The sequence below is a fragment of the Pseudomonas sp. C11 genome, assembly GCF_034683865.1.
In the GTDB taxonomy this organism is placed as follows: Bacteria; Pseudomonadota; Gammaproteobacteria; order Pseudomonadales; family Pseudomonadaceae; genus Aquipseudomonas.
In genome coordinates, this window is sequence record NZ_JAWIIP010000001.1 from 91,337 (window position 1) to 103,391 (window position 12,055).

9 protein-coding genes are annotated in these 12,055 nt (G+C 64.7%); 5 read left to right on the forward strand and 4 right to left on the reverse strand.

Annotated elements, in window-relative coordinates:
- Positions 1-61: 61 nt before the first annotated feature.
- The 3 genes from VC352_RS00390 to VC352_RS00400 all read right to left on the reverse strand — a co-directional run bounded on the left by VC352_RS00390 (position 62) and on the right by VC352_RS00400 (position 3,323).
- Positions 62-1,669, reverse strand: a complete 1,608-nt coding sequence (locus tag VC352_RS00390; RefSeq protein WP_322977608.1) for a carboxyl transferase domain-containing protein — start codon at positions 1,667-1,669, stop codon at positions 62-64.
- Positions 1,670-1,744: 75 nt separating this feature from the next.
- Positions 1,745-2,908: an isovaleryl-CoA dehydrogenase gene (locus VC352_RS00395; RefSeq protein WP_313406833.1), complete on the reverse strand. Its 1,164-nt coding sequence runs from the start codon at positions 2,906-2,908 to the stop codon at positions 1,745-1,747.
- A 34-nt stretch (positions 2,909-2,942) separates the two neighbouring features.
- Complete coding sequence (locus VC352_RS00400) at positions 2,943-3,323, reverse strand: MerR family DNA-binding transcriptional regulator (protein WP_322977609.1); 381 nt, start codon at positions 3,321-3,323, stop codon at positions 2,943-2,945.
- A gap of 157 nt (positions 3,324-3,480) precedes the next feature.
- Between VC352_RS00400 and VC352_RS00405 the strand changes: the two genes are divergently transcribed.
- The 5 genes from VC352_RS00405 (at position 3,481) to VC352_RS00425 (ending at position 9,594) form a co-directional block, all read left to right on the forward strand.
- Positions 3,481-4,509 (forward strand): AraC family transcriptional regulator, encoded by a 1,029-nt coding sequence (locus VC352_RS00405; RefSeq protein ID WP_322977610.1) that lies wholly within the window; start codon positions 3,481-3,483, stop codon positions 4,507-4,509.
- A gap of 115 nt (positions 4,510-4,624) precedes the next feature.
- Entirely contained in the window at positions 4,625-6,244 is a 1,620-nt protein-coding gene (locus VC352_RS00410; RefSeq protein WP_322977611.1) for an acyl-CoA synthetase, read from the forward strand.
- Between the two features lie 17 nt (positions 6,245-6,261).
- On the forward strand, positions 6,262-7,029 hold the full coding sequence (locus tag VC352_RS00415; protein ID WP_322977612.1) for a 3-hydroxyacyl-CoA dehydrogenase: 768 nt from the start codon (positions 6,262-6,264) through the stop codon (positions 7,027-7,029).
- A 148-nt stretch (positions 7,030-7,177) separates the two neighbouring features.
- The gene (locus VC352_RS00420) at positions 7,178-8,368 is read left to right on the forward strand and encodes an acetyl-CoA C-acyltransferase (protein WP_322977613.1); all 1,191 of its coding nucleotides are present in this window, start codon (positions 7,178-7,180) and stop codon (positions 8,366-8,368) included.
- A gap of 98 nt (positions 8,369-8,466) precedes the next feature.
- Complete coding sequence (locus tag VC352_RS00425) at positions 8,467-9,594, forward strand: acyl-CoA dehydrogenase family protein (RefSeq protein ID WP_322977614.1); 1,128 nt, start codon at positions 8,467-8,469, stop codon at positions 9,592-9,594.
- A 72-nt stretch (positions 9,595-9,666) separates the two neighbouring features.
- Here VC352_RS00425 and VC352_RS00430 read toward each other — a convergent pair whose 3' ends face one another.
- The gene (locus VC352_RS00430; protein ID WP_322977615.1) at positions 9,667-11,739 is read right to left on the reverse strand and encodes a TonB-dependent receptor; all 2,073 of its coding nucleotides are present in this window, start codon (positions 11,737-11,739) and stop codon (positions 9,667-9,669) included.
- Between the last annotated feature and the right edge of the window lie 316 nt (positions 11,740-12,055).

Sequence of the window (12,055 nt, forward strand, 5' to 3'; positions counted from 1 at the left end):
GGTGCAACCCGCCGGAAAGTGGCGGGTTGCACCCGCCCTACGGTTAATTGGGAGTGTTGGGTCACATCCTGAACACGCCAAAACAGGTCGGCTCGATGGGCGCGTTGAGGCTGGCCGAAAGCGCCAGGGCCAGCACCTCGCGGGTCTGCGCCGGGTCGATCACGCCGTCGTCCCACAGGCGGGCGCTGGAGTAGAAGGCATGCGCCTGCTGCTCGTATTGCTCGACGATGGGCTGCTTCAGGCGCTGTTCGTCCTCGTCGGAGTACGGCTGGCCGGCACGCTGCGCCTGTTCGCGCTTGACCTGCACCAGCACGCCGGCGGCCTGCTGCGCGCCCATCACGCCGATGCGCGCGTTGGGCCACATCCACAGAAAGCGCGGGTCGTAGGCGCGGCCACACATACCGTAGTTACCGGCGCCGAAGCTGCCGCCAATGATCACGGTGAATTTCGGCACCTGGGCGCAGGCCACGGCGGTGACCAGCTTGGCGCCGTGCTTGGCGATGCCGCCTTCCTCGTACTTCTTGCCGACCATGAAGCCGGTGATGTTCTGCAGGAACAGCAGCGGAATGCCGCGCTGGCAGGCCAACTCGACGAAGTGCGCGCCTTTCTGCGCCGCCTCAGCGAAGAGGATGCCGTTATTGGCCAGGATCGCCAGCGGGTAGCCGTTGATGCGGGCGAAGCCGCACACCAGGGTGGTGCCGAACAGCGCCTTGAATTCATCCAGTTGCGAGTCGTCGACGATGCGCGCGATCACCTCGCGCACGTCGAAGGGTTGCTTGGCGTCGGCGGGGATCACCCCGTACAACTCCTCGGCCGGGTAGCGTGGGGCGATGGGGGCGCGGGCGTCGAGCTGGCCGAGCTTGCGCCAGTTGAGGTTGGAGATGCAGCGCCGGGCCAGGGCCAGGGCGTGTTCGTCATCCTCAGCATAGTGGTCGGCCACGCCGCTGGTTTTGCAGTGCACATCGGCGCCACCCAGTTCTTCGGCGGTCACCACTTCGCCGGTGGCGGCCCTCACCAGCGGCGGGCCGGCGAGGAAGATGGTGGCCTGCTCGCGCACCATGATGGTCTCGTCGCTCATGGCCGGCACATAGGCGCCACCAGCGGTGCAGGAGCCCATCACCACGGCGATCTGCGGAATGCCCAGCGCGCTCATGTTGGCCTGGTTGAAGAAGATGCGACCGAAGTGTTCGCGATCCGGGAACACCTCGTCCTGGCGCGGCAGGTTGGCGCCGCCGGAGTCCACCAGGTAGATGCACGGCAGGCGGTTTTCGCGGGCGATGGCCTGGGCGCGCAGGTGCTTCTTCACCGTCAGCGGGTAGTAGGAACCGCCTTTTACCGTGGCGTCGTTGGCCACGATCATGCACTCGACGCCTTCGACGCGACCGATGCCGGCAATCACCCCGGCGGCCGGTACGTCTTCGCCATAGACCTCATGGGCGGCGAGCTGGCCGATCTCGAGAAAGGGCGAGCCGGCATCCAGCAGGCGGTTGATGCGTTCGCGCGGCAGCAACTTGCCACGCGAGGTGTGACGCTCCTGCGCCTTGGCGCCGCCGCCTTGGTGAACGCGGGCGAGCAGGGCGCGCAGTTCGTCCACCTGGGCGAGCATGGCCGCCTGGTTGGCGGCGAACTCAGGGGAGCGGGTGTTGATCTGGGTGTGCAGGATGGCCATCGGTGGCGCTCCATTTCGTAGCCCGGATGCAATCCGGGACAGGATTTCCCCGGATTGCATCCGGGCTACGCAGGCTTATTTGGTCTCGTTGAACAACTCGCGGCCGATCAGCATGCGGCGGATCTCGCTGGTGCCGGCGCCGATCTCGTAGAGCTTGGCGTCACGCAACAGGCGCCCGGCCGGGTACTCGTTGGTGTAGCCGTTGCCGCCCAGCAACTGGATGGTGTCCAGGGCCATCTTGGTGGCCATCTCGGCGGTGTAGAGGATCACCGCCGCAGCGTCCTTGCGCGATTCCTCGCCGCGATCACAGGCGCGGGCCACGTTGTACAGGTAGGACTTGGAGGCGTTCATGCCGGCGTACATGTCGGCCAGCTTGCCCTGCACCAGCTGGAACTCGCCAATGGACTGCTTGAACTGCTGGCGCTCGTGCACGTAGGGCAGCACCACGTCCATGCAGGCGCTCATGATCCCGGTGGGGCCGCCGGAGAGCACGGTGCGCTCGTAGTCCAGGCCGCTCATCAGAACGCGTACGCCACCGCCCTCGACGCCGAGAATGTTCTCTTCCGGCACCTCACAATCCTCGAACACCAGCTCGCAGGTGTTGGAGCCGCGCATGCCCAGCTTGTCCAGCTTCTGGTGACGGGAGAAACCCTTGAAGTCGCGCTCGACAATAAAGGCGGTCATGCCGCGCGAGCCGGCATTGATGTCGGTCTTGGCGTAGATCACGTAGGTGTGGGCGTCCGGGCCGTTGGTGATCCACATCTTGTTGCCGTTGAGCACGTAGCGGTCGCCGCGCTTCTCCGCGCGCAGCTTCATCGACACCACGTCGGAGCCGGCATTGGGTTCGCTCATTGCCAGGGCGCCGATATGCTCGCCGGAGCACAGCTTGGGCAGGTATTTCTGCTTCTGCGCCTCGCTGCCGTTCTTGTGGATCTGGTTGACGCAGAGGTTGGAATGCGCACCGTAGGACAGGCCCACCGACGCCGAGGCGCGGCTGATCTCTTCCATGGCCAGCACATGCGCCAGGTAGCCCATGTCGGTGCCGCCGTACTCTTCCTTGACCGTCATGCCGAGCAGGCCCATGTCGCCGAACTTGCGCCACATGTCCATGGGGAATTCGTTGTCGCGGTCGATCTGCGCGGCGCGCGGCGCCAGCTCGGCCTGGGCGAACTGGTGCACCGAGTCGCGCAGCATGTCGAGGGTTTCGCCGAGGCCGAAGTTGAGGGTGGGGTAGCTCATGGGGTCACCTGCGATTGTTCTTGTAGTGGGGCGATTAGGCGGTCGTATCAGCCAGGGCCGCCAGGCAGCGTTCCTCGGCGGTATCCAGTTCCAGTTGCATCTGCTGGATATCCAGCAGCTGTTGTTCAAGTTGCTGGCGGCGTTCGGCGATCTTGGCGAGGAAGGTATTGAGCTGCTTGTGATTGCCGCTGCTGGGGTCGTAGAGGTCGATCAGCTCCTTGCATTCGGCCAGGGAAAAGCCGATGCGCTTGCCGCGCAGGATGAGTTTCAGGGTCACCAGATCCTTGGGCTGATAGATGCGCTCCTGGCCACGGCGCTCGGGGGCGAGCATGCCCTGTTCCTCGTAGAAGCGGATGGCGCGAGGGGTCACGTCCAGTTCACGAGCCAGGTCGGAGATGCTGTAGGTGGTGGGCATGGCGATGTTCTTGTTGTTTACCTTTACGTAAACGTTAAGTTGGCTTTTGCAGGCTGTCAACGTCGCTGCCGCCGGCAGCGAGCAGCTCGGCTGGACAAGCGCTACGGCAAAGCCTCTAGAATGCCGCTCTCGTCGGTAGCCACGAACAAGGGAACTCATGGCAGGCGCGTCCGCTGAAAAAGGCACGATTTCCGTGCGCCTGGTACTCGAAGCGCTATGTGAGCTGCGTCGGCTAGGCGTCGACGACACCGCGTTGCTGGCCGAGGCCGGTATCGACGGCGAGCTGCTGGCGCAGCCCGAAGGGCGGGTGTCGTCCGAGGCCTATGCCCGGCTCTGGCTGGCCATCGCCCGGCAGATGGACGATGAATTCTTCGGCATGAACCGGCGGCGGATGAAGGTGGGCAGTTTCGCCTTCATGGCCCGTGCTGCAGCGAAGGAGCCGACCCTGGGCGCGGCCTTGCAAGGCGCGCTGCGCTTTCTGCACCTGGTCTTCGATGATTTCAGTCCGAGGCTGGAGGTGCGCGATGGGCTGGCCGCCATCGTCATCGACGAGGCGCCTGGGCAGGCCTGCCGCGCCTTCGGCTATTTCACCTTGTGGCTGATCATCCATGGTCTGGGCTGTTGGCTGGCCGGTCGACGCATCGACGTGCTGGGCATTCAGCTGCGCTGCCCGCAACCGGATTACATCGAGGACTACCAGGTGATGTTCACCCGTAACCTGCAGTTCGCGCGCGGACAGAGCCGCCTGCTGTTCAACGCCGACAGCCTGCAGGTGCCAATCCGACGCAGTCCGCATGAGCTCAAGCGCTTTCTTGCCGGGGCGCCGGGCAATATCCTGGTGCGCTATCGCGACCCGCAAAGCCTGGGCGCACGCGTCAAGGCGCATTTGCGCGGCCTCAGTCCTGCGCAGTGGCCGGATGTGGAAGCGCTGGCCGCGCATTTCCACATCGCGCCCTCGACCCTGCGGCGCAAGCTGTCGCTGCACGGGCAGTCCTACCAGGGGCTCAAGGATCAGGTGCGGCGTGATCTGGCCATTGCCAGCCTGAACCATGACGAGAGCAATTTCACTGACCTGGCTTGCGAGCTGGGCTTTGCTGACAGCAGTGCCTTCTACAAGGCCTTCAAGAAGTGGACGGGGTCGACGCCGGGCCAGTACCGCGCCTTGATCCACGCCGAGCACGCCTGACCGAGGGGATTTGTCATTTCCGCTCAGGCAGGTTGAAACCTTTCGACATTGCCGCGCGGCCGGCCTGGGGTAACTATCGGCGCATCCAATAAGAACAATCCGGGAGATCACCCCGATGCGCGATTACTTCACCGCTGCCCGCGAGTTCGATTTCGACGCGGCCGTCGCCAATACCCTGGCCGGCCGTCTCGATGCCCTCAACGCCTGTGTCGAATGCTGCGACCGCCATGTCGGCAATAGCCGTACGGCGCTGATCTGGGAGGGTCGCAATGGCGAGCGCGCCACCTGGACATTCGAGCAATTGCAGGCTGCCTCGGCGCGCTTCGCCAACCTGCTGGCCAGCCGGGGCATCGGCGCTGGTGATTGTGTCTCGGGCATCCTGCCGCGTACCCCGGAGCTGCTGATCACCATTCTCGGCACCTGGCGCGCCGGGGCCATCTATCAGCCGCTGTTCACCGCCTTTGGCCCCAAGGCCATCGAGCATCGGGTGCATACGGCCGGCTCGAAGCTGGTGGTTACCGACGTGCTCAACCGCGTCAAGCTCGATGAGGTAGAGCAGGCACCGCCGGCGCTGGTGGTGGGTGAAGACTTCTGGGCTGAGCTGGAGCGGCAGTCGGATCGCTTCGAGCCGGTGATGCGCCGGGCCGACGATCCTTTCCTGTTGATGTTCACCTCAGGCACTACCGGCCTGGCCAAGCCACTGCAGGTGCCGCTCAGGGCCATCGTCGCCTTCGTCAGTTACATGCGTGAAGCGGTGGATCTGCGCCCGCAGGATCGCTTCTGGAACCTGGCCGATCCCGGCTGGGCCTATGGACTGTACTACGCCGTGACCGGCCCGCTGGCGCTGGGCCATGCCACCACCTTTTACGAGGGCGCTTTCAGTGTGGAGAGCACCTGCCGGGTGATCCGTGAATACGGCGTCACCAACCTGGCCGGCTCACCCACGGCCTTCCGCCTGCTGCTGGCCGCGCGTGACGAGGTGGAGGCGACTATCAAGGGGCACCTGCGCGCCGTGAGCAGCGCGGGCGAGCCGCTGACGCCGGAGGTGATCCGCTGGTTCGCCGAGGGCCTTGGCTGCACCATCCACGATCACTACGGGCAGACCGAGCTGGGCATGGTGCTGTGCAACCACCATGCCTTGCAGCACCCGGTACGCCTGGGCGCTGCTGGTTTTGCCATGCCTGGTCATCGCGTGGTGGTGCTGGATGAGCAGCAGCGTGAGTTGCCTGCTGGGCAACCCGGCATCCTGGCGTTGGATCGGTCGCGCTCGCCGCTTTTCTGGTTTCCCGGCTATCGCGGCATGGCGACCAAAGCCTTCGTCGGCGACTACTACCTGAGTGGCGATACGGTGGAGCTCAACGAGGACGGCAGCATCAGCTTCGTCGGTCGTGCCGATGACGTGATCACCACCTCCGGCTACCGCGTCGGCCCCTTCGACGTGGAGAGCGCATTGATCGAGCATCCGGCGGTCGTCGAGGCGGCGGTGATTGGCAAGCCCGATCCGGAGCGTACCGAGCGGGTCAAGGCCTTCGTCGTGCTGCACGCCGGCCACACGGCCGACGATGCCCTGGCCGAGGCGCTGCAGCAGTACGTGCGCAAGCGCCTGTCGGCTCATGCCTATCCACGCGAGATCGAGTTCGTCAGCGAACTGCCCAAGACCCCGAGTGGCAAGATCCAGCGCTTCTTGCTGCGCAACCAGGAAATCGCCAAGGTCCAGGCGGCCGCCAGTCACTGATTCGAGGAATCTTCATCATGCAAATCGAACACGGCGTATTCCTGATCAGCGGAGGCGCCTCCGGTCTTGGGCTGGCCACGGCCCGCGAACTGGTCGGGCAGGGCGGCCAGGTGGTGCTGCTGGATATCAACGCCGAGGCGGGGCAGCAGGCCGTCGACGAGTTTGGCGACAACGCGCGTTTCGTGCGTGCCGATATCACTCGCGAAGAGGACGGCCGAGTAGCCGTGGCGCTGGCGTTGGCGGCATTCGGCGCCCTGCACGGGCTGGTCAACTGCGCCGGTGTCGCGCCGGCCGAGAAGGTGCTGGGGCGCAACGGCGCTCATGGCCTGGATAGCTTCCGGCGTACGGTCGAAGTCAACTTGATCGGCACATTCAACCTGCTGCGCCTGGCCGCCGAGGCCATGGCGCAAAACACGCCGAACGCTGGCGGTGAGCGCGGGGTCATTATCAATACCGCCTCGGTAGCAGCGTTCGACGGACAGATGGGCCAGGCCGCCTATACCGCGTCCAAGGGCGGAGTGGCGGCACTGACGCTGCCGGCGGCGCGTGATCTGGCACGTTCCGGTATCCGCGTGATGTGCATTGCCCCCGGCGTGTTCGAGACGCCGATGATGGCCGGCATGCCGCAGGAAGTGCGTGATTCTCTCGCGGCCAACGTGCCGTTCCCGCCGCGCCTGGGGCGACCCGACGAATACGCTGCGCTGGTGCGGCATATCGTCGAGAACACGATGCTCAACGGCGAGGTGATCCGCCTCGATGGCGCGCTGCGTATGGCGGCGAAATAGCGCGTTTTAGCTTTTGTAGGAGCGGTTGGGCGGCATTCCGCTTTAGCCGCGAAATAAATGACGCAGCCTTCGCGGCTGAAGCCGCTCCTACTGCCAGGACATGGCCCGGACGCGCTCCGGGAATAATGCAGATCAAAAGGTGAAAATCATGAACCAGCAACTCGACCCCATCGTTATCGTCAGTGCCGCGCGTACGCCCATGGGCGGCTTTCTTGGTGATCTGGCCGGGCTGACGGCGGCCGAACTGGGCGCAGCGGCGATTCGCGCCACGCTGCAACGTGCCGGCCTTGCCGCCGAGGCGGTGGATACCGTGCTGATGGGCTGCGTGCTGCAGGCTGGCCAGGGCCAGGCGCCCGCGCGCCAGGCCGCGCTGGGTGCGGGCCTCAGCCAGGCGGTGCAGTGCACCACGCTTAACAAGATGTGTGGCTCCGGTATGCAGGCGCTGATGCTCGGTCATGACCAGTTGCTCGCCGGCAGCGCCGATGTGCTGGTGGCTGGCGGCATGGAAAGCATGTCCAACGCGCCGTATCTGCTGGCCCGTGCCCGCAGCGGTTATCGCATGGGCCATGGCCAGGTGCTCGATCACATGTTCCTCGACGGCCTGGAGGACGCCTACGAGCGTGGACGGCTGATGGGCACATTCGCCGAGGACTGCGCGCAGCAGTATCGCTTCAGCCGCGAGGAGCAGGATGCCTACGCCCTGGAGTCGCTGCGTCGTGCTCAGCAGGCGATTGCGGATGGCAGCTTCACCAGCGAGATCGTCGCCGTGGAAGCACCGCAGGGGCGTGATCGGCGCCTGGTGGATAGCGACGAGCAGCCGCCCAAGGCGCGGCCGGACAAGATTCCAGGCCTGAAGCCGGCGTTCCGCGAGGGCGGTACGGTGACGGCGGCCAATGCCAGCTCCATTTCCGATGGTGCCGCCGCGCTACTGTTGATGCGTCTGTCCCAGGCTCAGCAACGCGGCCTTGCGCCGCTGGCACGTATCGTCGGCCATGCCGGCCACGCGCATGCGCCCAATCTGTTCACCACCGCGCCGGTGGCAGCGATCCAGCGCTTGCTGGCGCGTACCGAGTGGGCCCTGGAGACGGTCGATCTGTTCGAGATCAACGAGGCTTTCGCCGTAGTGCCGATGGTGGCCATGCGTGAACTGGGCATCGCTCACGACAAGCTCAATGTGCATGGCGGTGCCTGTGCCCTGGGGCATCCCATCGGCGCGTCCGGTGCGCGCATTCTGGTGACCCTGCTGGCGGCGCTGAAACAGCGTGGGCTCAAGCGTGGTGTTGCTTCCGTGTGCATCGGCGGCGGTGAGGCTACTGCCGTGGCCATCGAGTTGTACTGACTATCTACGCACCTGACCTGTGGGAGGGGCTTGAGCCGCGACTGTCGCCGCTGAAGCGCCTCCCACGGATCGATCGAACCGCATCACTGGAGCCAGCCATGCTGCCCACTGAAGAAGAAATCCTTATCCGCGACATGGCTCGCCAGTTCGCTCAGGAGCGCCTGAAACCCTTCGCCGCCGACTGGGATCGCGAGCATCGCTTCCCGGCCGAGGCCATCGCCGAGATGGGCTCGCTTGGTTTTATGGGCATGCTGGTGCCGCAGCAATGGGGCGGCGCCGAGACCAGTAACCTGGCCTATGCCATGGCACTTGAGGAGATCGCCGCGGGCGATGGCGCCTGTTCCACCATCATGAGCGTGCACAACTCGGTGGGCTGCATGCCGATCCTCAAGTACGGCAGCGAGGCGCAGAAACAGCGCTTTCTCCGCCCGCTGGCCGAGGGCAGCATGCTCGGCGCCTTCGCCCTGACCGAGCCGCAGGCCGGCTCCGATGCCAGCGACCTGCGCACCCGTGCGCGGCGAGACGGCGAGCATTACGTGCTCGATGGTGCCAAGCAGTTCATCACCTCCGGCAGCCACGCCGGCATGGTCATCGTCTTCGCCGTTACCGATCCGCAAGCGGGCAAGAAGGGCATCAGCGCCTTTATCGTGCCCACCGATACCCCCGGTTTCTCGGTGGTGCGGGTGGAGGACAAACTCGGCCAGCATGCGTCCGACACCTGCCAGATCCAGCTCGACGGCGTGCGTATCCCGGCCGATCTGCGCCTGGGCGAGGAGGGCGAGGGCTATCGCATCGCCCTGGCCAACCTCGAAGGCGGGCGCATCGGCATCGCCGCGCAGTCAGTAGGCATGGCGCGGGCGGCGTTCGAGGCGGCGCGCGATTACGCCCACGAGCGGGTGACCTTCGGTAAGCCGATCATCGAGCACCAGGCGGTGGCGTTTCGCCTTGCCGATATGGCCACACAGATCGCCGTGGCGCGACAGATGGTGCATCACGCCGCCAACCTGCGCGAAGCCGGCCAGCCCTGTTTGACCGAGGCGTCGATGGCTAAGCTGTTCGCCTCGGAAATGGCTGAGCGCGTGTGCTCGGCAGCGATCCAGACCCTGGGCGGCTACGGCTACCTCAAGGACTTCCCGGTCGAGCGCATCTACCGCGACGTGCGCGTCTGTCAGATCTACGAAGGCACCAGCGATGTGCAGCGCATGGTGATTGCGCGGAGCTTGTGATGGGGCGCGTTGGATGTGCTCAAACCGCGACAAAAGCTCGCCGCTGAAGCGCCTCCTACAACAGCGTGTCCCTTAATCAAACTGGTACTGCACGCCTGCGCCGACGTACCAGGCGCGTTCCGGGCCAGGTTCGTAATAGCGGCCGTTGCCGTCACCGACGATCACCGAACCGATGTATTCACGATCGAGCAGGTTGTCGATGCGCAGCACCTGATTGAAGGTCAGTGCGCCGGCCTTCTGCTCGAAGCGGGCCTGCCAGTTGAACAGCGCATAACTGGGCGCCGCCTTGGCGGTGTTGCTGTCCTCGACGTACAGCTGGCTGCGGTACAGGCCCTCGACGGCGGTGCTGAACCAGCCCAGCGGCTGCCAGGTCAGTTCGCCATACAGTGTGCGCGCGGGAATGCCCGGCAGCTTGTTGCCCGACTCGATCAGGCGGCCGTTGCTGGTGAAGTCCTTGCTGTAGGTGGCCTCGATCTGCGTATAGGCGAGGTTGGCGTGTAGGGTTTCGCTCAGGCGGCTTTCTAGGGCCAGCTCGACGCCGCGACGACGCGTTTGTGCAGCGTTCTGAAAGCGTGAACGGCCACCGCTGGCCGATTCCACCACCAGTTCGTCGTCGGTATCGATCTGGAACAGTGCCAGTTGCAGGCGGGTGGCCTCAGCCAGGCGCGCTTTGAGGCCCACTTCGATCTGTTCGCTGGTGGCGGGTTTCAGGTCGAAGCCGAAGCTGTTGTCGGGGCCGGAGTAGGACAGCTCGTTGAGCGTCGGCGTCTCCACGCCCTTGCCCCAGCTGGCGTAGAGGTTGAGGTCGGGCAGCAGGGCGTAACTGGCGCCCAGGGTCGGCGTCAGTTCGCGGTAGGTGACCGAGCCGCTGTCGTCGCCATTGCTCAGAAAACGGTCGTCCACCTCGAATGCCACCTGGCTGTGGCGCAGGCCGGCCAGAAGATCGAGCTTGCCCAATTGCCAGGCGGCCTGGACGTAGGGTGACAGACTGGTGACCTCGTTGCGTTCGTCACGGCGCAGGTTGCCTTTCACGCCGAGCGTGGTGCCGACGAAGTTTTCGAAGCCCTGCCGATCGTCACGTGAATAGTCGTAATCCAGCCCTGTCGTAACCGTCAGCAGGCTACTGCCCAGGTCGAAGGATTGAATCCAGCGGTTGCCGATGCCGTGGAAGCGGCGCTCGAAATCGATCACGCCGCCTGATTGCGAAGCCGGATTCTGCACGACCACGGGGATCGACTGGTACTGAATCACCCGTCGCGTGCCGCTGTAGAGCGTGCTTTGCCAGGTGCCGGCGGCGAAGCTGCGTTCGTAGTTGAGTGCTAACTGGCGATGATCGATGGTCTTGCGCGTATCGAACTGCAAGGCGCTGGGCGCCGCCGCGCGGCGGTCGCTCTGCACCTGAGCCCAGGTCAGGCCTTGCGGATCCTGGGTGTCATTCTGATCCAGCTCGCTGACGCTCAGGCTCAGCTTGCTGACATCGTCCGGGTACAGCGTCAACTTGGCGAAGGTCTTGTCGAGAATGGCGCCGCTGTGGTCGCGGTAGCCGTCGGTCTCGAAGTGCGAGCGGTTGATGATGAAGCCGGCCTTGTCGTTGCCGCCCTCGGCCGCGATGCGGGTACGGCTGGTGCCGTAGGCGGCCTGTGAGCTGTCGACCGATACCTTGGGCGCGCCTTCGCCATCACGCGAGAACAGCTGGATCACTCCGCCGGAATTGCTGCCGTAAACGCTGGCGAACGGCCCGCGCAGCACCTCGATGCGCTTCAGGGTGTCGATGTCGAAGGTCGCTGCCTGGCCCTGGCCGTCAGGGTTGGACAGCGGCACGCCATCGGCTAGCAACTTGATGCCGCGAATGCCGAAGGCCGAACGGGCACCGAAACCGCGTGAGGAGATCTGCAGGTCTTGCGCGTAGTTCTGACGGTTCTGCACCACCAGTCCGGGCACGCTGCCGAGTGCCTCGGACAGGTTGACCCCTGGCTTGCCCAGTGTGGCCTGCTCGGCATCGATACGGTTGACCGAGAAGGGCAGTTGCCAGCCGGTGGCTTCGTATCGGCTGCCGGTGATCACCAGTTCGTCGATCTGATAAGGCGTCTGTTCGGCTAGTGTCAGGCCCGGCAGCAGGGCGATGTAGGTCAGCTTGAAACGCATGGCACCAATCCTTTTCAGCTTCTTCTTGTTGGTTGCGGCCGCAAGAATGGCCGCTTGCTGGCGCGCGAATACTCGCCAGACTCACTCATATCCATAGGTCGTGCCAGGTTTGCTTGAAACTTGCGGGGCAATAAGCACAGTGCCGAAAGTTGTGCAGTAAATATTGCCAGACGGCCATGCTTATAAGGTTTCCTGCGTCTTGTACTTTGGTGCCGATTTTTGGGGCGCCGGCCTTTGCCTGTGCCCTTCTGAGGGTTTCGAGCCCTCTGTCTTGCGGCTCGCAGGTTAGCAGGCAAGCGCTGTGCGGCTATTGCGC

Excerpts from the sequence above, each read along its gene's own strand:
- VC352_RS00390 (WP_322977608.1), bottom strand. The coding sequence starts at position 1,669 with ATGGCCATCCTGCACACCCAGATCAACACCCGCTCCCCTGAGTTCGCC.
- VC352_RS00395 (WP_313406833.1), bottom strand. The coding sequence starts at position 2,908 with ATGAGCTACCCCACCCTCAACTTCGGCCTCGGCGAAACCCTCGACATG.
- VC352_RS00400 (WP_322977609.1), bottom strand. The coding sequence starts at position 3,323 with ATGCCCACCACCTACAGCATCTCCGACCTGGCTCGTGAACTGGACGTG.
- VC352_RS00405 (WP_322977610.1), top strand. The coding sequence starts at position 3,481 with ATGGCAGGCGCGTCCGCTGAAAAAGGCACGATTTCCGTGCGCCTGGTA.
- VC352_RS00410 (WP_322977611.1), top strand. The coding sequence starts at position 4,625 with ATGCGCGATTACTTCACCGCTGCCCGCGAGTTCGATTTCGACGCGGCC.
- VC352_RS00415 (WP_322977612.1), top strand. The coding sequence starts at position 6,262 with ATGCAAATCGAACACGGCGTATTCCTGATCAGCGGAGGCGCCTCCGGT.
- VC352_RS00420 (WP_322977613.1), top strand. The coding sequence starts at position 7,178 with ATGAACCAGCAACTCGACCCCATCGTTATCGTCAGTGCCGCGCGTACG.
- VC352_RS00425 (WP_322977614.1), top strand. The coding sequence starts at position 8,467 with ATGCTGCCCACTGAAGAAGAAATCCTTATCCGCGACATGGCTCGCCAG.
- VC352_RS00430 (WP_322977615.1), bottom strand. The coding sequence starts at position 11,739 with ATGCGTTTCAAGCTGACCTACATCGCCCTGCTGCCGGGCCTGACACTA.